Source organism: Profundibacter sp. (assembly GCF_056498605.1).
On record NZ_JBSMEZ010000022.1, the window covers coordinates 20,724 to 46,266 of the forward strand.

21 protein-coding genes are annotated in these 25,543 nt (G+C 55.8%); 10 read left to right on the forward strand and 11 right to left on the reverse strand.

Going from position 1 to position 25,543, the window contains the following annotated elements:
• Positions 1–2: 2 nt before the first annotated feature.
• From ACWB12_RS02225 to ACWB12_RS02235, 3 genes are all read right to left on the reverse strand, one after another.
• Positions 3–1,007: an ABC transporter permease gene (locus ACWB12_RS02225; protein ID WP_479528428.1), complete on the reverse strand. Its 1,005-nt coding sequence runs from the start codon at positions 1,005–1,007 to the stop codon at positions 3–5.
• Between the two features lie 115 nt (positions 1,008–1,122).
• On the reverse strand, positions 1,123–3,171 hold the full coding sequence (locus tag ACWB12_RS02230) for an ABC transporter substrate-binding protein (protein ID WP_479528429.1): 2,049 nt from the start codon (positions 3,169–3,171) through the stop codon (positions 1,123–1,125).
• 342 nt (positions 3,172–3,513) lie between these two features.
• Positions 3,514–3,972 carry an Lrp/AsnC family transcriptional regulator gene (locus ACWB12_RS02235; protein ID WP_479528430.1) on the reverse strand — a complete coding sequence of 153 codons (459 nt, stop codon included), beginning with the start codon at positions 3,970–3,972 and terminating at the stop codon, positions 3,514–3,516.
• Between the two features lie 114 nt (positions 3,973–4,086).
• Between ACWB12_RS02235 and ACWB12_RS02240 the strand changes: the two genes are divergently transcribed.
• Positions 4,087–5,274, forward strand: coding sequence for a methionine gamma-lyase (locus tag ACWB12_RS02240; RefSeq protein ID WP_479528431.1), 1,188 nt, complete (start codon positions 4,087–4,089; stop codon positions 5,272–5,274).
• 39 nt (positions 5,275–5,313) lie between these two features.
• On the opposite strand, the gene ACWB12_RS02245 is transcribed toward ACWB12_RS02240, so the two are convergent.
• A complete protein-coding gene (locus ACWB12_RS02245; protein WP_479528432.1) occupies positions 5,314–5,784 on the reverse strand; it encodes an Lrp/AsnC family transcriptional regulator in 471 nt (156 codons plus the stop codon).
• Positions 5,785–5,918: 134 nt separating this feature from the next.
• Here ACWB12_RS02245 and ACWB12_RS02250 point away from each other — a divergent pair, with 134 nt between their 5' ends.
• Positions 5,919–8,288, forward strand: coding sequence for a transketolase (locus ACWB12_RS02250; RefSeq protein ID WP_479528433.1), 2,370 nt, complete (start codon positions 5,919–5,921; stop codon positions 8,286–8,288).
• Here ACWB12_RS02250 and bhcR read toward each other — a convergent pair whose 3' ends face one another.
• Entirely contained in the window at positions 8,289–9,119 is an 831-nt protein-coding gene (bhcR, locus tag ACWB12_RS02255) for an HTH-type transcriptional regulator BhcR (protein WP_479528434.1), read from the reverse strand. It abuts the gene before it with no gap.
• Positions 9,120–9,307: 188 nt separating this feature from the next.
• Between bhcR and bhcA the strand changes: the two genes are divergently transcribed.
• The 7 genes from bhcA to ACWB12_RS02290 all read left to right on the forward strand — a co-directional run bounded on the left by bhcA (position 9,308) and on the right by ACWB12_RS02290 (position 17,059).
• On the forward strand, positions 9,308–10,486 hold the full coding sequence (bhcA, locus tag ACWB12_RS02260; protein ID WP_479528435.1) for an L-aspartate--glyoxylate aminotransferase BhcA: 1,179 nt from the start codon (positions 9,308–9,310) through the stop codon (positions 10,484–10,486).
• A gap of 10 nt (positions 10,487–10,496) precedes the next feature.
• Positions 10,497–11,459: a beta-hydroxyaspartate dehydratase BhcB gene (gene bhcB, locus ACWB12_RS02265; protein ID WP_479528436.1), complete on the forward strand. Its 963-nt coding sequence runs from the start codon at positions 10,497–10,499 to the stop codon at positions 11,457–11,459.
• Entirely contained in the window at positions 11,456–12,619 is a 1,164-nt protein-coding gene (gene bhcC / locus ACWB12_RS02270; RefSeq protein ID WP_479528437.1) for a 3-hydroxy-D-aspartate aldolase BhcC, read from the forward strand. Before bhcB ends, bhcC begins: the two co-directional genes overlap by 4 nt.
• On the forward strand, positions 12,619–13,584 hold the full coding sequence (gene bhcD, locus ACWB12_RS02275; protein ID WP_479528438.1) for an iminosuccinate reductase BhcD: 966 nt from the start codon (positions 12,619–12,621) through the stop codon (positions 13,582–13,584). Before bhcC ends, bhcD begins: the two co-directional genes overlap by 1 nt.
• 98 nt (positions 13,585–13,682) lie before the next feature.
• On the forward strand, positions 13,683–14,720 hold the full coding sequence (locus ACWB12_RS02280; RefSeq protein WP_479528439.1) for a TRAP transporter substrate-binding protein: 1,038 nt from the start codon (positions 13,683–13,685) through the stop codon (positions 14,718–14,720).
• Positions 14,721–14,796: 76 nt separating this feature from the next.
• Positions 14,797–15,606: a TRAP transporter small permease subunit gene (locus ACWB12_RS02285; RefSeq protein ID WP_479528440.1), complete on the forward strand. Its 810-nt coding sequence runs from the start codon at positions 14,797–14,799 to the stop codon at positions 15,604–15,606.
• Between the two features lie 4 nt (positions 15,607–15,610).
• Positions 15,611–17,059 carry a TRAP transporter large permease gene (locus ACWB12_RS02290; protein ID WP_479528441.1) on the forward strand — a complete coding sequence of 483 codons (1,449 nt, stop codon included), beginning with the start codon at positions 15,611–15,613 and terminating at the stop codon, positions 17,057–17,059.
• 6 nt (positions 17,060–17,065) lie between these two features.
• Here ACWB12_RS02290 and ACWB12_RS02295 read toward each other — a convergent pair whose 3' ends face one another.
• Together ACWB12_RS02295 and ACWB12_RS02300 are read right to left on the reverse strand one after the other, a co-directional pair.
• Positions 17,066–17,986: an aminotransferase class IV gene (locus ACWB12_RS02295; protein ID WP_479528442.1), complete on the reverse strand. Its 921-nt coding sequence runs from the start codon at positions 17,984–17,986 to the stop codon at positions 17,066–17,068.
• 17 nt (positions 17,987–18,003) lie between these two features.
• On the reverse strand, positions 18,004–20,259 hold the full coding sequence (locus tag ACWB12_RS02300) for an adenosylcobalamin-dependent ribonucleoside-diphosphate reductase (RefSeq protein ID WP_479528443.1): 2,256 nt from the start codon (positions 20,257–20,259) through the stop codon (positions 18,004–18,006).
• Between the two features lie 129 nt (positions 20,260–20,388).
• On the opposite strand from ACWB12_RS02300, the gene ACWB12_RS02305 reads away from it, so the two are divergent.
• The gene (locus tag ACWB12_RS02305; protein WP_479528444.1) at positions 20,389–20,820 is read left to right on the forward strand and encodes a DUF1489 family protein; all 432 of its coding nucleotides are present in this window, start codon (positions 20,389–20,391) and stop codon (positions 20,818–20,820) included.
• Positions 20,821–21,007: 187 nt separating this feature from the next.
• Here the strand turns inward: ACWB12_RS02305 and ACWB12_RS02310 are convergent, their stop codons facing one another.
• The 4 genes from ACWB12_RS02310 to hisS are packed head-to-tail and all read right to left on the reverse strand — an operon-like array spanning position 21,008 to position 25,472.
• The gene (locus ACWB12_RS02310; protein WP_479528445.1) at positions 21,008–22,189 is read right to left on the reverse strand and encodes a MalY/PatB family protein; all 1,182 of its coding nucleotides are present in this window, start codon (positions 22,187–22,189) and stop codon (positions 21,008–21,010) included.
• A gap of 12 nt (positions 22,190–22,201) precedes the next feature.
• On the reverse strand, positions 22,202–22,891 hold the full coding sequence (hisG, locus tag ACWB12_RS02315; RefSeq protein WP_479528446.1) for an ATP phosphoribosyltransferase: 690 nt from the start codon (positions 22,889–22,891) through the stop codon (positions 22,202–22,204).
• The gene (locus tag ACWB12_RS02320; protein WP_479528447.1) at positions 22,888–23,973 is read right to left on the reverse strand and encodes an ATP phosphoribosyltransferase regulatory subunit; all 1,086 of its coding nucleotides are present in this window, start codon (positions 23,971–23,973) and stop codon (positions 22,888–22,890) included. The genes hisG and ACWB12_RS02320 overlap by 4 nt, the downstream gene beginning before the upstream one ends.
• Positions 23,973–25,472 (reverse strand): histidine--tRNA ligase, encoded by a 1,500-nt coding sequence (gene hisS, locus ACWB12_RS02325; protein ID WP_479528448.1) that lies wholly within the window; start codon positions 25,470–25,472, stop codon positions 23,973–23,975. The genes ACWB12_RS02320 and hisS overlap by 1 nt, the downstream gene beginning before the upstream one ends.
• Between the last annotated feature and the right edge of the window lie 71 nt (positions 25,473–25,543).

Sequence of the window (25,543 nt, forward strand, 5' to 3'; positions counted from 1 at the left end):
TATCACCCTACAATGCTGCGACGAACGCGTGGATCGGTGATCGCCAGAATAATATCAGTGACAAAGTTGATCGTCACGATACTGGCAGTCAGCAAGAAAATAATTGCACCGGCAAGTTGCTGATCGTTTGACCGCGCCAAAGCTTCGATCAGAAGGGAGCCGGCCTCGGTCAGGGTCAAGATCAGTGCCACGACTGGTAGTTCGTTAAAGATGCGGTTCAAATCAAACCCCAGCGAGTTGATGATCGGACTAAGCGCATGTCGCGCCGGATAGCGCATAAGTAATCGTCGCCCTGACACCCCGCGCGCCGCCGCCGCTGTCACATACAGCTTGCCCACTTCGTCCGACATCAAGGCCCGCACAGTTTGAATGGCAAACGCCGTTGCGGACCAGCCAAGGATAAAGACCGGTAGCCATGCGTGGCCCAGAAAATCCATCACCCTGTCATAAGACCATGCCGCGTCTCGAAACTCTTTTGAAAACAGTCCGGTTAAACTATTGCCAAATACCATGGTGGAAAACAGCATGATCATCAGCGCCAGCAAAAAGTTCGGCAGCGCCAGACCCAAATAGCTGACCAGACGCAAGCTGTTGTTCAAAATCGCATTGCGCGATGTGGCGGCCAGAATGCCGACGGGAATTGCGATGGCATAGGCCAGCAGCAGGGCCGACAGACACAGCCCTAGGCTGAGCCAGAATTTCTGCCCCAACAACTGGCTGATGTTCAGGCGCTGGATACAGCTATCACCAAATTCCCCCTGAAAGGCGTTGACGATCCATTCACCCCAACGAAGCAGATAAGGGCGGTTCAGGCCGAGACGGACGCGTTCAGCATCAACATCCGCGGCGGTGATCACCGAGCCCTGGGAATTCTTGAAAGACAGATAGCGTTCGGCACAATCGCCGGGCACCAGCTCCATCAAGGAGAATACAATGAAAGACACCAAGATGAGCGTTAGCACCGCTAAAGACGCGCGCACGGCTACGAATCTGGAAAATTGCAACATTGGTTTTTATCGCTCCCCGCGAAAGCTGGTCGACCTTTGCGGCCGCGTTATTAGCTTTTAGTATAACTCTGCGGGCAACAAATGCTGCCCACAGAAATTTCAAATCAACAGGTTTTTATTCTTCCAGCGCCCACTGTGCCCCACGGTATGGGTAGGACCAGTAATAGGAATAGGATGCTGTCTGGAACTCAGGGAAGTTAATCAGCTTGTTGGAATGGTAAACCGGCGCAGCCGCTTTGACCGTCCCGATGAACAGCAGATTATCGACCATGGATTGCACCAGTTTAGCACCCAACGCGTTGGATTCATCCGAACCGGCAATGGCAGATTGGAAGGCCAGAATATCTGTGCCCATTTCGTCAACCCATGCTGGTGGCTTGATGCCTTCAGCACCTTTGCTGTCGATATACTCGGACCATCTCATTGCTGTGCGCATACCAAAGTAGTTTTCAAACGGTGGTGTGAACAGTTCCGAGTTGCCAAGGATAACGGCCAGCGGCATGCCTTTGGCATACATGGTCACATCCAGTTGGTTGGCAGATTGTGCGGAACGGTACTCATCGGTTGTAACTTCTTTTACAGCCGCATTCACGCCGACCTGTTTCCAGGCTTGCGCAACCAGCTCAACCAGTTTGCTGGAAATGCCTTGGGTTGCGAATTGCAGGTTCAGAACCAGCGGCTCGCCGTTTGGCATTTCGCGCATCCCGTCACCGTCTGTGTCAACCATGCCGATTTCATCAAGCAATGATTTTGCCATGTCAGGGTCATACTGCGCAAAGTGTTGCAGCATTTCGTCTGTAATGAACGATGGCTGCGGTGAAAACGGAACGTATTGGTTCGGTGTTCCCAGTCCAAAGAACGCAACTTCGTTGATTTCATCGCGGTTGATCGCAACAGACATCGCCTGACGGAACTTCAGATTGCCGAACAGATCGCGCTTGCCTTCATCATCCGAAGTCACGTTGAACGCGAACGTCCCCGTGCGGATTTGTGGCTTGATATCGACGCTAAAGTTGGCACGTTCCTGATTTTCCAGCAACAGTGGCACATCATCTAGGTTCAGCGCTTGGGTCTTATAGTCGACCTCGGCATTGACCAGTTTTAACAGACGCACTTCAGTTTCCGAAACGAACAGTTCGTCCTGCTCGTTGATATAAGGAAGCTGGTTACCGGCTGTATCCACCATAAAGAAATACGGGTTGGCGACAAAATGGCGACCTTCCGTAGTTTCAGAGATTACGATGTGGCTTTCCAATGTCGGTGCCGCAGCAAATGGCATTTTAGCAACCAGATCAGGGTTGGCCAGCATTGGTGTTGGCGTATCCATCCAGTCGGATGACCCGTAATAGGCTTTGATCACGTCATACCCGGTTTCAAACCCGATCGCCTTGGCGTTTGCATCGGCAGTTTCTGCACCAACAACATCAGGGTGATATTGGCCCAGCAGATGTTTAGGCTGGAACCCTTGCGCGTAGTGGTTGGCAAAGTGGGACAACAGGCCTGGTTTTGGGCTCGGTAGATTGAACTGGATCGTTGTCGGGTTCACCACAACAAGGTCCATTTTTTCGCCGCCAACCAGAACATAGTCTTTCGGTTTTTCACGAATAACAGTGTCGGTTGCCAGATTGTCATACCAGAACTTTACGTCCTCGGCAGTAAACGGTTCGCCATCAGACCATTTGTGACCTTCACGCAGGAAAAATGTCAGTTGGGTGAAATCCTCGTTCCACTCCCAGCCTTTGGCGACATTTGGCACGATGGTTTGCAGATCGTCCGAGTAACGCACAAGGTTAACGTGGCGGATCGACATCATGTCGGATGTGCCAGCCTCGGTTGCGTTTGACATAATATCAAGCGTGCCACCGTATGAACCGATTTTGTCATAAGGTGCGACCACCAAAGGCTCGGACGGCAGGCGGTCCGCAAGAGGTGGTAATTCCGGATTGCCCTGAATGCGGCCGTTCATTTCGGCGATAGCAGGGTTGGCCGTAAACTCTACTGTGCAATCGCCCATAGACTGGAGCTCTGCCAGTTCATATTGCTGCGGGAAAGCGCCAGCGCCGACCCCCATCATATCGGCGACCGTTACAGCCGGACACGAAGCAGCAGTCGCCCCGCCCGCCAGCGCGATCAGCGCGACACCTGAGTATAATAGTGATTTCATTGTTTTTCCTCTCCGTTGTGATTCTATTAGAAACCGTCTCGCTTTCATGTGCCACAGCTACGTATCAGTATTGTGACGTAACAGGTTTGCGCCCTTGTAGGCGCTATGAAACGGGTAAAATTGTGCAATAGTTTTGATAACCGCCAGCATCTCTCCCCTAGTTATTTACGCCAGCCCAGAGAGATGTTTGCCCAGAAATATGTAAAAGACAAGCTTTTTGACAGAATAGTCTGTGGAAACAAAGGCCTCGAAACACTGCACTTGGCACATTTTTGATCCTGCAAGGTGTTGGGCCGTAATCTGCGGCAAGGCATGCATTCAAAAATTTCATCAACCGATGATTTAGCCGCAAGCCGGAAACACACTGGTCTTCTTGACGGTGCCATAAACGAAACTGGTGTCGATAGAAGAAATGCCGTTGATCGGGTGGATATTCCCCCTGATGAATGCCTCATAAGCATCCAGATCTGCCACCATAACCCGCAACAGGTAATCAGCGGGGCCCGTCATCAAATGGCACTCCAGCACCTCGTCCAACAGCCGGATATTACGCTCGAAGTTGCTGACTACATCTTTGGTGTGCGGGTTCAATTGGATGCGGATGAACACCATGACCGGCAGGCCATAGGCCTTGGCATCCACCTCGGCGCTATACCCTTGAATGGTGCCGCTTTCCTCAAGGATACGAAGGCGGCGCAAGCAGGGGGATGGCGACAGGTTGACCTTGGCGGCCAACTCCTGATTGGTGACGCGGCCATTTTGTTGAAGGGCGCGCAGGATTTGTCGGTCTTTACTGTCCATTTTTGGGCCTATATTAGAATAATATGCCAACTTGCATATACATATTGGCATAAATAGCAACAAACCACCCAGCATAAAAGAGTACCTTGTTCTCATAAGAAAAAGGACTCACTCATGAAAAACGCCCCCAAAGGCTTTGCCACCCGCGCTATTCACCATGCCTATGATCCACGCAAAAACGAAGGCGCTCTGACACCGCCTCTGCATCTGACCTCGACCTTCACGTTTGAAACCGCCGAACAAGGCGGCGAGATTTTTGCCGGTGATCGTGAGGGGTATATTTATTCACGGACGGGCAATCCAACGAACAATCTTCTGGAACAACGCATCGCCACCCTTGAGGGGGCTGAAGCGGCCCTTGCGCTGGCTTCAGGCATGGGGGCGATCAGTTCGGTCATGTGGACATTGCTTGAGCCTGGTGACGAGATCATCGCCGACCAAACATTATATGGCTGCACCTTTTCCTATTTTAATCACGGGCTGAGCAAGTTCGGCATAACCGTCACCCACATTGATATGACCGACCCCGAAAACCTGAGAAAAGCCATCAGCGACAAAACCCGTGTGGTGTATTTTGAAACCCCCGCCAATCCGAACATGCGGTTGGTGGACATCGCGGCTGTGTCGAAAATCGCCCATGCGCACGGCGCGTCCGTGGTGGTCGATAACACCTATTCCACCCCCTACATCACCCGCCCGCTTGAACTGGGCGCTGATCTGGTGGTGCATTCCGCCACCAAATATCTGGGCGGCCACGGTGATGTGATTGCCGGCCTTGTGGCCAGTTCACAAGAGCAAATAGATGAAATCCGCAGCTATGGCCTAAAGGACATGACCGGTGCGACACTGGCAGCTTTCAACGCAATGCTAATCCTGCGCGGCCTAAAAACGCTGACCCTGCGGATGGACCGTCACTGTGAAAACGCCATGGCCGTGGCCAAATTGCTGGAAGCCAGCGATGCAGTCCAGACTGTGAATTACCCTGGTCTGACCAGTTTCCCGCAGCACAAGCTGGCCAAACAACAGATGGCTGGCTTTGGTGGCATGATCGCGTTCGAGTTGGCGGGCGGTTACGAGGCTGGCACCAAAATGATGAACCGTTTACGCATGATTTCCCGCGCCGTTTCACTGGGCGATGCCGAAACCCTGATCCAGCACCCTGCCAGTATGACCCACGCCACATACACCGTTGAGGAACGCGCTGAGCACGGGATCAGCGAAGGGTTGGTGCGCCTATCGGTCGGGCTCGAGGATATCGGCGATATTCTGGACGACATCAAACAGGCGCTACCAAAAGCATAACCACATTCACCGGAGCTGCGTTATATGTGGCTCCGGACCCTACGGTATCCGCGCCAGCCCCACCTTCACCCGCCGTAACGGAATCGAGGATTCAATCGATGCGACACCCAGTATCTTGGTCAGCCGTCCAGTCATGAACTTCTCGAACTCCGCCAATCCGGTTGTCGCAACCCGCAGTAAATAGTCGCGGTTTCCGGTCATCAACCAGCAGTCCACCACCTCGGGCAGGCTTTTGACAGTGGTCTCGAATATTTCCAGCGCCTCATCCACTTGTTTATCCAACTGAACCGATACAAAAACCGAAACGTCATACCCCAAAAGCGCCTCGTCAACCAACGCGCTATAGCCCGTGATCACGCCTGCTTCTTCTAGCTTTTTGACCCGCCGCGATACGGGCGTAGCGCTTAAACCAACAATCTGGCCCAACTCTTGAACCGACATTCGACCATCGCGTTGAAGCGCGCGGATAATCTTAACGTCAAATGCATCAACATTAGGGGAATTCACCATTAAAACCTCTTAATTCGAAAATTACCGCCAATCACAGCGAATATTCTAGAGATATAGCAAAGACACACTACGCAATACCATCGTAAAAATCTTAAGTGCGCGATATGCGTCACCTAGCCAAGAAAGCAATCGCCATGAACAGCCCGCACCTGAAAACCATTGAGCAACGCCTGTTGTGGCTGTCGCACTGGATGATCCATAACGCCAACCACATCCGGCCCAAGGCAGACGGGATCAAGGTGGGTGGGCATCAGGCCTCTTCGGCCTCGATGGTGTCAATCATGACGGCACTGTATTTCAATACCTTGCGCCCCGAGGACCGCGTGGCGGTGAAACCCCACGCCTCGCCTATTTTCCACGCGATGCAATATCTGATGGGCAACCAGACGGTCGAGAAAATGCAGAATTTTCGAGGGCTGGGCGGGGTGCAATCCTATCCCAGCCGCACCAAAGATATTGACGATGTGGATTTCTCGACCGGATCGGTGGGTTTGGGCGTGGCGATCACATCCTTCGCATCCATCGTGCAGGATTATATTCAGGCCAAAGAATGGGGCAGCGACCTGCCGCTGGGCCGGATGGTGGCGCTGGTTGGCGACGCCGAACTGGACGAAGGCAACATTTACGAAGCGCTACAAGAGGGGTGGAAAAACGATCTGCGCAATTGCTGGTGGATCATTGATTACAACCGCCAATCGCTGGACGGTATCGTGCGCGAAGGGCTGTTTGAACGGGTCGAGAAGATTTTCGATGCCTTTGGCTGGGACGTGGTGCGCATTAAACACGGCGTGCTGCAGCGGGCCGCCTTTGAGGAAAAGGGCGGCGCGGCGCTGCGTGACTGGATCGACGCTTGCCCCAACCAGATGTATTCGGCGCTGACCTATATGGGCGGGGCCGTGTGGCGCAAACGGTTGCTGGATGATCTGGGGGATCAGGGTGATGTTTCGGCGTTGATCGAAGCACGATCAGATGATGAACTGGCCGCATTGATGGAAAACCTAGGCGGAAACTGCGTTTACACCATGGCCGATGTTTTTGCTGCTATCGACCATGACCGCCCCACCTGTTTTCTGGCCTATACGGTCAAGGGTTGGGGCACACCGATCGCCGGCCACAAGGACAATCATGGCGGATTGATGAACAAAACCCAGATGGCCGCATGGCAGGCTGATATGGGGGTTGAGGCAGGCGAAGAATGGGAAAAATTTGCCACCGTTAAAGACGAGCCCGCCTTGCAAGAGTTCCTAGACCATGTGCCGTTTTTCGCCAAAGGGCGGCGGCGGTTTCAGGATGATGCGATTGATGTTCCGGAAATTACACTGAGTTCCGAGCGCGAAATTTCAACCCAAATGGCCTTTGGTAAAATCCTTGATGATCTGTCCAAAGGCGACAGCAAACTGGCCCAGCGCATCGTCACCACATCGCCCGATGTGACCGGCACCACCAACCTTGGCCCATGGGTGAATCGGCGCAAACTGTTTGCCCGTAAACCGCTGGTGGATACGTTCCGTGCCGAAAACATCCCCTCAACCGCAAAATGGGATTTCACGCCCGATGGCCAACATATTGAACTGGGCATCGCCGAGATGAACCTGTTCTTGCTGCTGGGGGCCGCTGGCCTGTCCCATTCGTTGTTTGGCAAACGCCTGATCCCGATCGGCACCCTATATGACCCCTTCGTTTCGCGTGGTTTGGATGCGCTGAACTACGCCTGCTATCAGGACGCGCGGTTCATGGTGGTCGGCACCCCGTCCGGCATTACGCTGGCCCCCGAAGGTGGCGCGCACCAATCCATCGGCACGCCGCTGATCGGCATGTCCCAAGACGGGCTCGCCGCGTTCGAGCCAGCCTTTGTTGACGAGTTGGCGGTGATCATGGGGTGGGCCTTTGAATACATGCAAAAGGATGGCGAGAGTGATCCGGACGAGCGCACTTGGCTGCGTGATGAAACCGGCGGGTCCGTCTATCTGCGCCTATCAACCAACCCGTTGGAGCAGACCGGAAAACGGGTCGATGACGCATTTCGTCAGGGCGCAATTGACGGGGCCTACTGGCTGCGCAAACCCGGCCCGAACTGCGAAGTTGTGATTGCCTATCAGGGCGTCGTTGCGCCCGAGGCGATTAAGGCAGCGGGCATCATCGGTGGCGGGCGGCGTGATGTGGGCGTGCTGGCCGTCACATCGGCGGATCGTCTGAACGCGGGCTGGACCGCCGCACAGCGGGCACGGGCACGGGGTAATTCCGCCGCCGCTGGCCACATCGAGACCCTGATGGCCGACCTGCAGCCGCATTGTAACATCATCACCGTGATTGATGGTCATCCGGCAACTTTGGCGTGGCTGGGTGCGGTTCACGGGCACCGGACAATCCCGCTGGGGGTCGAACATTTCGGCCAAACCGGCACCATTGCCGATCTTTACCAACACTACGGTATTGACGCGGCCTCGATTGTTGAAAAGGTGAATGGACTAACGGCAGGCAAAGTTGTGGCAAGGCATGTCTAGTTACCGCGGCAGAATTTTCCCGCCTGTCATCACCGTCACCTTATCGGCCGCGGCCTGAACCTTTGGGCCGGTCTGTGCAATCACCGCATCCGTGAACCTTGCGGCTGGCCCTGAAACTGAAAGCCCTGCAACAGTGTTGCCCTGCGCATCATAAATCGCCGCCGCAATGCAACGCATCCCCAGATAACGTTCCTCGTTATCAATCGCCCAGCCCCGCCGCGCCGCCCCCTTTAGATCGGCGATCAACGCATCAGCCGACGTCAGGGTGTGCGGGGTAAATTCCGTCTGGCCGGATTTGGATATGATACTGGCCACCTGTTTGTCCGGCATATTGGCCAGCATAGCCTTGCCAATCCCCGAGGCATGCATCTGGCTGCGGGTCCCCGCCCGAAAAAAGGCGCGGATCGGGTTGTGCGTTTCGACTTGCGACACGAACACGATATGCCCATCCTCGGCGATCCCCAGATTGGCGGTTTCGCCTGTTTGCTCCATCAACTCCCGCATGGATTGCTGTGCCGCCTCGATCAGATTGGTGCGCACCAGATAGGTGTTGCCAACCCGAAACGCACCGATGCCAATCGCCCATTCCTGTAGCCCCGTGTCAAAATCCGTAAACCCGTGGTTTTGTAAAGTTGCCAAAATCCGATGAACTGTCGATGGAGGCATGTCCACATGCAGCGCCAGATCACCGAGGGTGGCGCTGTGCATCTGCGCCAAAGCCTCGAGGATTACCAGCCCGCGGTCCAGCGCCTGCACCGTTCCGCCAGCCGCATTCGGCGTAGTGTTACGGGGCCGCCCGCGCTTGCGTTTTTCGGTCGGTTGCTCGGACATAACAATGCCTTTCGGGGCAAAAAAGATTCCCTGTCGATTCAAATCGCGGGAAATGGAAAAATAATTCACCATTGTTTTCAATGCAATGGAAATTAAATGCGCTTTATGAAAATTCTTTTCAGAAAAATTGCAAAAATACACTGGTCAAGTATTATTACCAAACCCGCACTCTAGCCAAGAGAATCACCATGCCCAATCATAGTTTCGCACAAAACCCAGTTTTTATCCCCGGCCCGACCAACATCCCCGAGGTCCTGCGCCGCTCGGTTGATATGCCGACTATGGATCACCGTTCAGCCGCGTTCAAAGACATTCTGCACCCTGCCCTTGAGGGTGTGAAACAGGTGCTTAAAACCCGTGATGGCGAGGTGTTCATCTTCCCCTCCACCGGTTCCGGGGGGTGGGAAACGGCACTCAGCAACACGTTATGCGCAGGCGACAAGGTGCTGGCAGCCAACAACGGTATGTTCAGCCAGAAATGGATCGACATGTGCATGCGCCACGGGCTGGATGTCGAGGTGGTCAAGGTGCCTTGGGGTGAAGGCATCCCCGCAGATCGTTTCGCCGAAATTCTGGCGGCAGATACCGGCCACGAATTCAAGGTGGTGCTGGCCACCCACAACGAAACCGCAACCGGCGTGGTGTCCGACATTGCCGCCGTTCGGGGGGCGATGGACGCCTCAAACCATCCAGCGCTATTGTTTGTCGACGGGGTTTCATCCATCGGCTCAATGGATTTTCGCATGGACGAATGGGGGGTTGATGTGGCTGTGACCGGCTCGCAAAAAGGGTTCATGTTGCCCGTCGGTCTGGCCATCACCGCCTTTAGTGCTAAAGCATTGGCCGCAACCGAAACAGCCACCCTGCCCCGTTGGTTCTTTGACATTCGCGACATGCGCGCCGGATATGCGATCAACGGTTACCCCTACACCCCGCCTGTCGGGTTGCTAAACGGGTTGAAACTCTCGACCGAAATGCTGCTGGCCGAGGGTCTGGACAATGTGTTCAAACGCCATACCCGCATCGCCACAGGGGTTCGCCAAGCAATCAACGCGTGGGGCCTGCCGCTCTATGCCGCCAGTCCCGACCTTTATTCCAACTCGGTCAGTGCCATCAAAACGCCGGACGGCTTTGATGCCGACGCGCTGGTCGCCCATGCCTCAACGAAATACGATGTGTCCTTTGGCGCTGGTCTGGGGGCAGTCGCGGGTAAATTGTTTCGCATTGGTCATCTGGGCAGCCTGACGGATGTGATGGCGTTGTCAGGCATTGCCACGGCTGAAATGTGCATGGTTGATCTGGGGCTTGATATCACGCTAGGCTCCGGTGTTGCCGCGGCTCAAGCACATTACAGAACGACAGCATAAAGGACGATTGATGTATATCCCGACACTTGATGACATGTTGCAAGCCCGTGTGCGCATCACCCCCTACATCCACCAAACACCTGTGCTGACCTCGACATATCTGAACGATCTGACGGGGGCCAAGCTGTTCTTCAAATGCGAAAATTTCCAAAAGGCAGGCGCATTCAAAGTGCGCGGTGCCTGTAACGCCGTGTTTGGCCTACCCGATGATATGCTGGAACAAGGCGTCGCCACTCACAGTTCCGGCAACCACGCGCTGAGCCTGTCCTATGCCGCTGGTCGGCGCGACATTCCATGTCACGTGGTGATGCCTCGCACCGCCCCGCAGGCCAAAAAGGATGCCGTAATTGGCTATGGCGGCCTCATTACCGAATGCGAGCCATCAACCTCTTCACGCGAAGAGGTCTTTGCGCAGGTCGAGGCCGAAACCGGCGCCGAATTTGTCCACCCCTATAATGATCCGCGCGTCATTGCTGGCCAAGCCACCTGTTCTGCCGAACTGATCGAACAGGTCACTGATCTGGATGCCGTAATCGCCCCTATTGGTGGTGGCGGGATGATTTCGGGCACCTGCCTGACCCTGTCCAACCTTGCCCCGAATGTGAAGATTTATGCCGCCGAGCCGGAACAGGCCGACGACGCCGCGCGCAGCTTTCGCGCTGGCCACATCATTGCCGATGACGCGCCGGTGACGGTGGCAGACGGGCTAAAGGTGCCGCTAAAAGAGCTGACATGGCATTTCGTGCAAAACCACGTCACCGACATTCTGACCGCCTCCGAACAAGACATCATTGATGCGATGAAACTAATCTGGAAGCGGATGAAAATCGTGATGGAGCCCAGCAGCGCCGTGCCGTTGGCCACCATTCTAAAAAACAAAGACACCTTCGCGGGCAAACGCGTCGGGGTTGTTATAACAGGCGGTAATGTCGATCTTGACGCGCTGCCTTGGACATTAGGAGAAAGCACATGAAAGATATGAATTTTGACGACTATGATGTCGGCTATGACATCCCCGCCAAACCCGGTATGGACGAATCCGATATCCAGACCCCTTGTCTGGTGCTGGATCTGGACGCGCTGGATCGCAACGTCAAAAAGATGGGCGATCTGTGTAAGGAAATGGGCGTGCGTCACCGTGCGCATGGCAAGATGCACAAATCTGTCGATGTTCTGAAATTGCAGGAAACCTTGGGCGGAGCGATTGGTGTTTGCTGCCAAAAGGTGTCCGAGGCCGAAGTGTTCGTGCGCGGCGGAATCAAGGACGTGATGGTGTCCAATCAGGTGCGCGACCCCGCCAAACTGGAACGTCTGGCCAATCTGCCAAAGCTCGGCGCACGTATTCTGGTTTGCGTCGATGATCCCGAGAATGTCGCCGACCTGCAAGCCGCAGCCGAGGCCGCGGGCACCCAGCTGGAATGTCTGGTTGAAATCGACGTAGGCGCTGGCCGTTGTGGCGTTTCCACATCGCAAGATGTGGTGAATATTGCCAAGCTGATTGAGGCCGGTGACAACCTGAAATTTGCAGGTATCCAAGCCTATCAAGGCGCGATGCAGCACATGGATTTATATGCTGACCGTAAAGCCAAAGTCGACATCGCCATTGATATGGTTGCAGACGCTTTGACCGCGCTGAAATCCCAAGGGCTAGAGTGCGACATCGTTGGTGGGGCTGGCACGGGGTCGTATTATTTTGAGGGAAATTCCGGCGTTTTCAACGAAATGCAATGTGGATCATACGCGTTCATGGATGCTGACTATGGCCGCATTCTGGATAAGGACGGCAAGCGGATTGATGATGGTGAATGGGAAAATTCGCTGTTCATCCTGACATCTGTCATGAGCCATACCAAAGCCGACAAAGCCATCGTGGATGCGGGTCTAAAAGCACAATCCGTTGATAGCGGCCTGCCCACAGTTTACGGGCGTAATGATGCCGTCGAATACCTGAAATGCTCGGACGAGCACGGCGTGGTGGGTGATCCTGACGGGGTGCTGAACATCAACGACAAGCTGCGTCTGGTGCCAGGCCACTGTGACCCGACCTGCAACGTGCACGACTGGTATGTCGGGGTGCGGAACGGCAAGGTTGAAACGGTTTGGCCGGTATCGGCCCGCGGAAAGGCTTACTGATGTATATCGTTCCTGAAAAAGAAATTGGTGACCTGATGGATCGGGCTGCCTCCTTTGACGCGGTCGAGGCCGTGTTTGCGGCAATGGCCAGCAAGGATGCTTACAACTTTCCAGTGATCCGCGAGGCGATTGGCCATGCGGATGCGCTCTATGGCTTCAAATCGGGCTTTGACCGTAAATCACTGGCGCTGGGGCTGAAGTCGGGTGGCTATTGGCCCGGTAACGAGGCCAAAGGGCTGACCAATCACCAGTCCACCGTGATCCTGTTCGATGCAGACACCGGCAAGGTCAAGGCGCTGGTCGGGGGCAATCTGCTCACTGCCCTGCGCACTGCGGCGGCCTCGGCTGTGTCGATCAAACACCTAGCCCCGAAAAATGCCAAGGTGCTGGGGATGATCGGGGCGGGCCACCAATCGACCTTCCAGATGCGCGCTGCGGTCGAGCAACGCGACTTTGAGAAAGTCATCGGCTGGAACTACCACCCCGAAATGCTGTCACGACTTGCGGATTTGGCGGACGAATTGGGCCTGCCGTTTGAAGCGGTCGAGCTGGACCAACTGGGTGCGCAAGCCGACGTGATCATCTCGATCACCTCGGCCTTTGCCCCCAGCCTGATGGACAAACACGTCACCGGCCCCACCCACATCGCATGCATGGGCACCGACACCAAAGGCAAGCAAGAGGTCGAGGCCGCACTGGTGGCCCGCGCCACCGTGTTCACCGACGAGATCGCACAAGCCATTTCAATCGGCGAATGCCAGCACGCCATCGCGAATGGATTAATAACCGAAAGCGACATCACCGAACTGGGCGCTGTGATCAACGGCGACCACGCAGGGCGCACCTCTGATGACGAGGTGACCTTGTTCGATGGAACGGGCGTGGGCCTGCAGGATTTGGCGGTTGCATCGGCTGTTGTCGATCTGGCTGTTAAAAAGGGTGTGGCGATAGACGTTGATTTTTGATTTTTTGACCGTAAGGTCAGAAAGACAACTAACCAACCGGCAATAAAAATTGCCATATCATCCGGCCTCATGCTGGGCATGTTCACGGGAGGAACACAATGAAACATAAACTAATTACGGCGGTTGCCAGTCTGGCCCTGATGGGGGGCGTCGCAACAGCGCAAACAACTCTGGAAATGACGTCCGCATTTGGCAAAAACCTGCCAATTCTGGGCACGGCCGCAACCGATTTTGTTGCCAAAATCAACGGAATTTCCACCGAGGTTGAATTCCAGCACTTTGACCCGGGCAAACTTGTGCCTGCACTGGAAGCGCTGGACGCTGTTTCTGACGGCTCCGTTGATGCGGGGTTCCAGACTGCCGGTTACTGGCAGGGCAAAATGAACGCAGCATCGCTGTTTGCGGCTGTGCCATTCGGTCCCGAAGCGGGTGAATTTCTGGGCTGGATCCTGTATGATGACGGTGCCAAATACTGGCAGCAAATGTATGACGACAACGGCTATAACGTTCACGTCACACCTTGCGGCGTGATCGCACCGGAAACATCCGGCTGGTTCAAAAACGAAATCAACACTGTTGATGACCTTAAAGGTCTGAACATGCGTTTCTTCGGTCTGGGTGCCAAAGCCATGGAAAAACTGGGCGTCTCCACGTCCCTGCTGGGCGCGTCCGACATTTTCCCGGCCCTTGAACGTGGCGCGATTGATGCGACGGAATTCTCGATGCCGCGGATTGATGCGCGTCTGGGCTTTCACAAGATCGCCAAATACAACTACTTCCCCGGCTGGCACCAGCCCTCGACCCTGTTTGAACTGCTGGTCAACAAAGACGTCTGGGACGGCTTGCCTGAAACAGCACAAAAACAGATCGAGGTTGCTTGTCTGGCAAACGTCACCACAACATTGGCCGAAGGCGAAGCCACAAACTATGCCGCAATGGTCAAAGCCACCGAAGAAAACGGCGTGATCATCAAACAGTGGAGCCCAGAGATGCTGGATGCTTTCTCTGGCGCATGGGACGAAGTTGTGGGCGAATTGGCCGCTGACGATCCTTTCTTCCAAGAGGTCTGGGCTGACCTGCAGGAATACCGCAAAGGCTACAAAGTCTGGTCCTCCAACATCTACATGAAGCGCTAATATAACGCGCCAAAAAACGTGCGGCGGCCATACCAATATGGCCGCCGTTTACATATGCTTTGGGGAGGGCTTCTGAATGACGCAAGATTATTCAGACACAATTCATCACGTTTCCGCAGATAGCATCGACCACGTCGCCGAAATTTCCGATCCGGGCGAGCGCGGCCGCGAGACACATCTGTGGGGCGACCGGTTGATGATTGGCATCGGCAATATCGCCGCTTGGCTGTTTCCCGTCCTGATGATCGCGATTGTCGCTCAGGTTTTCCTACGCAAGGCTGGCCACAATCAGGCTTGGCTGGATGATGCGCAATGGTGGATATACGGTGTCGCCCTGATGGTTGGGTTCGGTTACGCCATCACCACCGATAGCCACGTTCGCGTCGATATTTTCCACGCTAATTTCCCCCCTGAAAAGAAGGCAAGGATTGAATTGGTCGCCCTTGGCTGGTGTCTCCTGCCATTTCTGGTGATGATGACCGATATCCTGATCCATTACGGCGCTGCCTCTTGGCGCTCGGGCGAAGGATCAGACAGCCCGAACGGGTTGCACGGGTTATACTGGCTGAAAGCCCTGCTGCCGTTCTTGTTCCTCGCATCAATCATCGCAGCCTTTGCAGCGCTTTACCGCAACCTGTCCATCCTGAAAAAACCCGCACTCTGGAGCCTGCTTTTGGCGGCGTTCCCGACTGCTTGGTTCATCGCCGAACGGGCCGTTTATTACGCCTTGTGGTGGATCACACACCTGACAAACCCCGATTTGAACCCGCGCCGTATTGGCAAAGAGCCCCTGTTGGAACCCACCATCTGGTATGGCCTTGCTGTTGTTCTGATCCTCGCGGCTGGCAGCTATATCCTGACCCGCCGCACCTCATCGAAAGCCTGATACCATGGAATTACTCTCAATACTCGGCGTGGTCATGGACCTGAACCAATGGATGGTTCTGGCGATGTTCGCCGTGTTCATCGTAATGTTGTTTCGCGGCATCCCTGTGGTTTATGCGCTGGTTGGCGTCAGCCTGCTGTTTGCCATGATCGGCATGGCTATCCTTGACCCGAACCGCGCGGCCATCAACGAATACATCGAATTCAGCCGCACCGGCATCAACTACAACAAACTGTCGTTGGCGGGCGGGCGGTTCTTTGGCAATATCATCAAAAACCCCGTTCTGGTGGCCCTGCCGATGTTTATCTACATGGGGCTGATGCTGGACCAGTCCGGCGTGGCGCAAAAGATGATGAAATCCATGCAGGTGCTTTTCGGCGCGCTTAAGGGCGGGCTGGCCCTGTCTGTGATGCTGATCGGCATCATTCTGGCCGCTTCAACCGGCGTGATCGGCGCCTCGGTTGTGTTGCTCGGCGTCATGGGAATCCCCGCGATGATGGAGCAAGGATACGCCAAACCGATTGCCACCGGCACCATTGCCGCATCCGGCACATTGGGCATTCTGATCCCCCCGTCGATCATGCTGGTGATCATGTCGGACCAGCTGGCCATCAGTCTGGGCGATCTGTTCATGGGCGCGTTGTTCCCCGGCTTGCTGCTGGGCGGGCTCTATATCATCTACATCATCGCCTATGGCCTGATATCGCCTAAATCCATGCCTATTCCCGATGATCACGAACCGGTCACGGTGAAAGCCCTGCTGGATGTCGGTAAATCCGTCGTGCCGCCAATGGGCCTGATCCTGCTGGTGCTTGGCTCGATCTTCTTCGGTCTGGCCACCCCGACCGAGGCCTCTGGTCTGGGCGCACTGGGCGCAACCTTTTTGGCCGCCGCAGCGCGGAACCTGAATTTCAAGGTCTTCAAGGATGTGATGCGCCAAACCCTGAATACAGCGGGTTATATCGCCGGTATCTTTATCGCGGCCAACTTTTTCGCCCTGATCCTGCGCCGTTTTGGTGGTGACGAAATCATCGAGCATCTGGTGCTAGGATCGTTCGACAACCCCTATATGGTCATCGCCTTTATCCTGTTCATCATCTTTCTGTTGGGCTTTTTGCTGGACTGGATCGAAATCACCCTGATCATCATGCCATTGATGCTGCCGGTGATTGTCGGACTGAACATTCCGGTCGAAGGCTACGGCACCGTTGATAACCCATCCGTGGTCTGGTTTGCCATATTGGTGGCGGTGACGCTGCAAACCTCGTTCTTAACCCCGCCAGTCGGATTTGCGCTGTTTTATCTAAAAGGCGTCTGCCCACCGGACATCAACCTGCTGCACATCTACAAGGGCATCATCCCGTTTGTATTGTTGCAAATCCTGGGGCTGTTGGTGGTGTTCTACTTCCCCGAAATGACCACTTGGCTGCCAGCTGTGGCTTACGCAAAATAACGGCGGCTACGCCCCGCTGATGTCTCGCTCAATCAGGTCTTTGTATAGGGCCTGAATGCGGGCCGTTACAGGGCGTTCGCCATCCCCGATCTCTTTCCCATCAATACTGGCAACAGGGGTCTGGGCACCGAAAGTGCCCGTTAAAAACGCCTCGTCGGCACCATACGCATCCACCAAGGAAAAGTTACGCTCGAACACCGGAATGTCGTTGGCACGGCACAGGTCAATCACCTTTTGCCGCGTCACTCCGTTCATGCAATAATCCCCCGTCGAGGTCCAAACCGCTCCGCGCCGCACAATGAAAAAGTTGCAGGCGTTGGTGGTATTCACAAATCCGTGCGGGTCCAACATCAACCCCTCATCGGCCCCCGCCTGCTCGGCCTGAAGACAGGCAATCACGCAGTTCAACTTGGAATGGCTGTTATATTTTGCGTCCTGACTCATCGGCAATCCGCGCACTTGTGGCACGGTGGCCAGCGTAATGCCGCGCGATTGCAAACGGTCCACAGGTTTGGAATGCTCGACGATGATTACCAGCGTCGGGCCACTGCGCGACAGCGACGGATGCTGAAACGGCTTCACCTTAACCCCGCGCGTCAGCATCAATCGGCAATGCGCATCATCGGTGATACCATTGGCGGCAGCGGTGCGGTTCAAGGCATCCAATATGCCTGCCCGATCCATCCCAACATCCAGCGACACGGCCTTACAACTGCTGAAAAACCTGTCCATGTGCTCGTCAAAGAACGCCCATTTACCATTGTAAATCCGCATCCCCTCCCACATGCCATCGCCCAGCATGAAACCGCTATCATAAACCGAAACCACGGCCTGATCCCGATGCACAATATCACCGTTCACATAGATTTTGATATCACGGTTGCGCACGTCTTCTTCGGCGTCATGGGTGGTGTTGTCTGAAATCATTTTGTGCCCCGATCAGGTTAGCCACATTTGCTGTGGCCGCAACTGCCACAGGTCATACAACCCTCGATCATCCGCAAGCCATAATCACCGCATTTCGGACAGGCCGCACCCCGCGGGGTATCCAGATTAACCACCTGCGCTTGCGGATCGTTTTTTAGCCCCATACCTTCGCCCTCGATAAACCCAATATGGATCATGTGGCGCTCAATCACACCACCTATGGCGGCCAGAATGGACGGGATGTATTTGCCCTCCATCCACGCACCACCACGCGGATCGAACACCGCCTTTAGTTCCTCAACCACAAAACTCACATCCCCACCACGCCGGAACACCGCAGAGATCATCCGCGTCAGCGCCACGGTCCATGCAAAATGCTCCATGTTTTTAGAGTTGATGAACACCTCGAATGGCCGGCGATGACCGTTGATCACCAGATCATTCACTGTGATGTAAATCGCGTGCTCGCTGTCGGGCCACTTCAGCTTATAGGTGCTGCCCTCCAGCGCCTTTGGCCGATCCAGCGGCTCGGACAGGTAAACCACATCTGCACCGGTTTCCGCTTCGGGTACCGAATCCGACGCCTCACTGACCGTCAGAACCGATCCAGTCACATCATTGGGCCGATAGGTCGTGCAGCCCTTACATCCGCTATCCCACGCGGCCATATAGACGTTTTTAAAGTCCTCAAAACTAATATCGACAGGGCAGTTGATGGTTTTGGAAATCGAGCTATCAATCCATTTCTGCGCCGCCGCTTGCATCTTTACGTGATCCAGCGGAGCCAGCGTCTGGGCGTTTACAAAATGTTCTGGCAATTCCACATCGCCAAATTTCTCGCGCCACAATTGCACCGCGTAATCGACGACTTCTTCCTCGCTCCGTGTGCCGTCATTTTGCAGAACCTTGCGGGTGTAGGCATAGGCAAACACCGGCTCGATGCCCGAACTGACATTGCCCGCATATAGGCTGATGGTGCCGGTCGGTGCGACCGACGTCAGCAAGGCGTTGCGAATGCCGTGCTCACGAATGGCTTCGCGCACATCCGCGTCCATATTCTGCATCGCCCCGCTTGCCAGATACTTCTCGGCATCAAACAACGGGAACGCGCCCTTTTCCTTGGCCAACTCGACCGACGCCAGATAAGCGGCGCGCGCGATCTGCTTCATCCACGCCTCGGTCTGGGCTGCGGCCTCGTCTGATCCATAGCGCAAACCAACCATCAACAGCGCATCCGCCAACCCAGTCACCCCCAGCCCGATCCGCCGCTTGGCGTGGGCCTCTTGTGCTTGGGCCTCCAGCGGGAAGCGGCTGGAATCAACCACATTGTCCATCATCCGAACCGCCGTGGCCACCAGCGCATCCAGTCCCGCCGCGTCCAGTTCAGCCGCATCGCCAAACGGATCATTCACCATCCGCGCAAGGTTCACCGACCCCAGCAAACACGCCCCGTAAGGTGGCAAAGGCTGCTCACCGCACGGGTTGGTCGCCGCAATAGTTTCGCAATAAGACAGGTTGTTCATCGCGTTGATCCGGTCGATGAAAATAACCCCGGGTTCTGCGAAATCATAGGTCGACTGGATGATCTTGTTCCACAGATCACGCGCATTCAGGGTGCGATATACCGTATCGCCAAACTTTAACTCCCATGGGCCATCCGCCTTCACCGCCTCCATGAAATCATCGGTAATCAGCACCGACAGATTGAACATCCGCAACCGCGCCGGATCCTGTTTGGCGGTGATGAAATCCTCGACATCCGGATGATCACAGCGCATCGTCGCCATCATCGCGCCGCGGCGGCTGCCCGCCGACATGATCGTGCGGCACATCGCATCCCACACATCCATGAATGAAATCGGCCCCGACGCATCCGCCGCTACGCCAATCACTCCAGCGCCCTTGGGCCGGATGGTGGAAAAATCATAACCGATGCCACCGCCCTGCTGCATGGTCAGGGCCGCCTCTTTCAACATCTCGAAAATGCCGCCCATGCTGTCGGGAATTGTGCCCATCACAAAGCAGTTAAACAGCGTCACCGCGCGGCCCGTGCCCGCACCCGCCGTGATCCGGCCTGCTGGTAGGAATTTGAAATCCTCCAATGCCGCATAAAACTCTTCTTCGTGCTTGCCGCCATCCGGCTCGGCCAACGCCCGCGCAATCCGGCGCCAAGTATCCTCGACGGTTGTATCCGCAACCGCGCCATCCTGATCCTTCAGGCGATACTTCATATCCCAGATTTGTTCGGCGATTGGCGCGGTAAAACGACTCATGGCAGGAATCCTAAAAGTGGCAGCAAGGCGTATCAGAATAGGCGCAAGTTTGCGTCCGGTCAATTGCCATCCGCGCCTTATGCCCTATGATGGTGTGAGTCGCAGTATAGCACATCTTGGGGGTGATAGGTGACCAAGACCATAAATATGGTAAAACTATGTGTCGGGATCGACTCGGTCGAGCATCTTGAAGCACACCGTGCGGCCCAACGGGCGCGGGGCATCACCGGCCCGACTCGCCATGTCACCCGCATGTGGCCACGGCGCGAAGCCGAACTGCTGAATGGTGGGTCGCTCTATTGGGTGATCAAAGGCGTTATTCAGGCTCGCCAAACCGTGTTGCAACTGGACGAGGTGATCGGCGAGGATGGCATCCGGCGTTGCGCTATCGTCATGGACCCCGAAATCATCCGCACCCAAGCCGCCGTGCGCCGCCCGTTTCAGGGCTGGCGTTACATGCAATGCGCCGACAGCCCCGCCGATCTGGCGCGTGGGCACGAAGCCCTTGATGAATTGCCGCATGAATTGATGACAGCACTGGCAGAAATCGGCGTGCGTTAGACCAGCGTTGATTGCTTAACATTTCGCACCGTGCGCGCTGTTAACCAAGCTAATGGGTGATTTTCCTCATATGGGATTCATATGGAAATCATATGCAATTCATATCCGCCATTTTGGTCAAAATCCCTGTGTTAACAGGTTGATTCGCGCGTTCCGGTAAATATCGTGCCCTCCCGCGTCCGTTCCATTAACCAATCGCCACGGTCAACTGCTCCAGCGCCACCTTTAGCCGCGCTCTGGTGCAGGCGATATTCAGCCGTGCGAACCCCTCGCCCTCAACCCCAAACGCCTGCCCACGCGTCACCGCCCACCCCGCTTTTTCGCGCAAAAACGCGGTTAGTTCTATCGGTTCCAGACCCAGTGCGCGAAAATCCAGCCACGCCAGAAACGTGCCTTCAGGCTCGATTAATTCAACGCCCTTAATTCCCGCCAGCCTTTCCCGCACCAGCGCCAGATTGCCCGCCAGATACTGCCGAACATCGTCCAACCACGGCCCGCCATCGCGGTAAGCGGCCAGCATCGCCACCGACGCAAAGCTGTTGTTTTTATTGACGGTCAGGCGGCTATTTTCCACCTGAAACGCCTTACGCTTCACCTTATCCGCGATCACGGTAAAGGCCGAACAGCAGGCCGCTATATTAAAACTTTTAGCCGGTGAAAGCGCGATAATCGCGTTGTTTGCATATGTTTCACCCAGTGCTGCAAACGGTGTGTAATCATGGCCTTCAAACGTCATATCCCCGTGAATTTCATCCGAAACCACTAGCACCCCGTTCTGCGCACAGATATCACCCAACCGTAGTAATTCTTCGCGCTTCCAGACCCGCCCAACCGGATTATGCGGATTACACAGATAGATCATCTTGACCTTTGGGTCAGCTGCCAACCGATCCAACCCGTTGAAATCAATCGTATATCGACCATCCTTCAGGATTAGCGGGTTGGAAATCAAACGCAGCCCATTCTCTTCCAGAATGTCATAAAAATCGAAAAACACCGGTGGCTGCACGATCACCCCGTCACCCGCTTGCGTAAACAAAGACGCCGCAATCGCCAAGATATTCAGCACATTTGGCGCGCGCAAAATATGTGCGGCATCCAACGTCCAGCCGTGCCGCTTCTTCTGCCAATCGCACAGCGCAGGCATCAACCCGTCAGGCATCGCCTCATAGCCGAAAACACCGTGTTCCAGCCGCTTTTGCATCGCCGCCAGCACCACGTCCGGCGCCTTGAAATCCATGTCGGCAACCCCAGCGGCAAACAGCCCCTCGCCGCCTTCGCCCAGCACCATTTTATGCATTTTTAGCGCCGGAACCTCGCGCCGGTTAATCTCCTCGTCAAAAATCACCTGCTCGCGTTGCTCTTCCATCTAAAAACCCCTTCAGGCCAATTTTTCCAGCATTGCCGCCAGCGCTACACGGTCCTGATCTGACAGCACCGCCTTTCGGGACCGGAACAAAGTCGCCTGCGATTTATGCACCAACCCGTCCGATAGCAGCTTCAAATGGTTCGCCCGCAACGTCTCGCCGCTGGATGTAATATCCGCCACAGCCTCGGCAGTTTCATTCTTCACCGTGCCCTCGGTCGCCCCTTGGCTATCCACCAACTGATAATCCGCAACCCCGTTGTCGCGCAAAAATTCCCGCACCAATCGGTGGTATTTCGTGGCCACCCGCATCCGGAACCCATGCACCTTACGAAACGCCGCCGCCGCTGCATCCAGATCATCCAAAGTATCCACATCGACCCAGCATTTGGGCACCGCAATGATCAAGTCGGCATGGCCAAACCCCATCAACTGCACCTCATCAACCTGGGCATCCCACGCCGCCAGTTTTTCGCGCACCAGATCGGAACCAGTCACGCCCAAATGGATGCGCCCCGCCGCCAGTTCACGCGGGATTTCGCCAGCCGAAAGCAGCACCAGTTCAACGCCCTCGACCCCGTCCACCGCCGCCGCATACTCGCGGTCTGATCCCGTGCGCCGCAGCCCAATGCCGCGTTTGCCAAACCAGCCAAACGTCTTTTCCATCAACCGCCCCTTGGAGGGCACGCCCAATTTCACAGTCATGTCCGATCCCCCAGCGCCAACACCAGTTCAGGCCGGATCACCCCGCCCACAGCCGGAATACTGCGCCCCTGCCCCAGCACGCGGGTCAGTGCATCGTATCGTCCACCTGACGCGACAGCAGGTAAATCAGGCCGCGCTTCAGCGTAAAAACCAAACACAAACCCGTCGTAATATTCCAGCGAAGTGCGCCCGTATGAGCCTTCAAAATCCAGTGCATCCACATCCACACCGCGCGACGTCATCGCAGTCAGGCGGGCGTCCATCATTTCAACCGCTGGTGTGATTGCAGGCAGGTCAACTGCAATATCGCGCAGCCGTTCCAACACCATCGGCGCCTTTTCCCTTAAACTCAGGATGTCGTCCAGAATTGCGGCCTCACCATCGGAAATTGGCGGCTGTGCGGCGTCAGCTTTCAGGGCTGTGATCCGCGCTTCTATCTCGCCTCTGCTGCGCAACCCGTTGAATGGTGCTGCATCTGCCAACGCATCCTCGGACGCCAACAAAGCCGCCCGCGCCGCTGGCACTTTCACCTTGCCGCCGAACCGTTCCAACAACGCCCGAAACCGCTTTGGTCGCCAAATGTGGCGCAATAACGCTGCCTTGCGCCGGTCCGTCGTTGACAGCCCCCGCACCGCCGCCATCAGAATGCCCATGTCGCCGGTTGCAACCCGCAATCCCAAAGGTGCCAACACCTCTTTGAACAGGGCAAACACCTCGGCATCCGCTGCCGCAGGGTTCTCGCGGTCAAACACCTCGTAGCCGACCTGCATGAATTCGCTGGGCCGTGTAATGTCCTCTTCCTGACGGCGAAACACCTCGCCCGCATACGCATATCGCGCAGGTTCGGCCCCGTGCTCCATATGCATTTGCACCACGGGCACAGTAAAATCGGGCCGCAACATTTGTTCACCCCGCAACGCGTCCGACGTCACATAAGCCCGCGCACGGATGTCCTCGCCATAGAGGTCCAGCAACACCTCGGCGGGTTGCAGGATATCGGTTTCAACGGCCAGCGCACCATTGGCTTCAAAGAAGCCCAACAGACGCGACGCCTCATAGCGTGTATCGGCTTTGGGTGTCATCACTCTGCCTCGTGTAGCGCTATGATTTCGCGCACCTTGGCCACCAGCTCTGTGCGCGGAACTTCGTATTGCGAGGGCAAGGATTTCCATTCCTCAAGCGTGGCGTTCTCGGCAATCTTCGCGCCTAGGATCAAGTCCTTGATCTGCACAACGCCGCGCTCATGCTCGTCACCACCCTCTATCACCGCCACGGGGGATGCCCGCTTGTCGGCATACTTCAACTGGTTGCCAAAATTCTTTGGGTTACCCAGATAAACCTCGGCACGGATCCCCGCGCCCCGCAGTTCAGCCACCATTGTCTGATAATCCGCCATCCGGTCGCGGTCCATCACCGTCACCACCACAGGGCCAACGGATTTAGCCACACCGCGCCCCTTGGCCCGCAGTGCTGCAAGCAAACGATCCACGCCAATGGAAATACCCGTTGCAGGCACCGCTTGTCCGGTGAACCGCTTAACCAGATCATCGTACCGCCCGCCACCCGCGACCGAGCCGAACTGCTGTTTGCGCCCCTTCTCGTCGGTGATCTCGAACGTCAGTTCGGCCTCGTAAACGGGTCCGGTGTAATAGCCAAGACCACGCACCACGGAAGGGTCAATGACGATGCGGTCAGGGCCATATCCTTGGGCCGTGAGCAACTCGACGATGGTTTCCAGCTCGTCCACACCCTCGTTGCCAACAACCGACGCGCCAACCAGTTCACGCAGGCGCGCAACCGTGGTTGCACCATCCTGGTCCTTGGCCGCCATGAAACCCATGACAACCTCGGCCTGATCCGCAGCCATACCCGCACCATCCGTATAATCGCCGCTTTCGTCCTTGCGCCCCTCACCCAACAGCGCACGCACACCATCCGGCCCCAGCCGGTCCAACTTATCAATCGCACGCAAAACAATACCGCGCTCATGGGCGAATTTATCGGGATCAGACGGATCCAGCACGCCAGCCACCTCCATCACCCCATCCAAAACCTTGCGGTTGTTCACACGAATTATGTAGTCACCACGCGGAATGCCAACCACCTCGAGCGTATCCGCCAGCATCGCGCAAATCTCGGCGTCCGCCGCCATGCTTGCCGAACCCACAGTATCCGCATCGCATTGATAAAACTGCCGAAACCGCCCCGGCCCCGGCTTTTCATTGCGCCAAACCGGGCCCATCGCAAAGCGCCGATAGGGCGACGGCAAATCATTGCGGTGCTGCGCATAAACCCGTGCCAATGGCGCCGTCAGGTCATACCGCAACGCCAGCCAGTCCTTTTCATCCTCTTGCCATGCAAACACGCCTTCATTCGGGCGATCCACATCGGGCAGGAATTTGCCCAGCGCCTCGACGGTTTCCACCGCCGCTGATTCCAGCGCCTCGAACCCGTATTGATGATACACAGCCGCAATCGCATCCAGCATCGCTTTGCGCTCGGCAATCTCTTCACCGAAATAATCACGAAAGCCTTTGGGCGGGAGCGCCTTTGGGCGGGGCTGTTTTTTCACTTTGGCCATGACGGGTCCCTTTGGGCTATCTTGCGGGTTATCTTGCGTGATGCGTTTACCCAAAGGGGCGATTGGGGGCA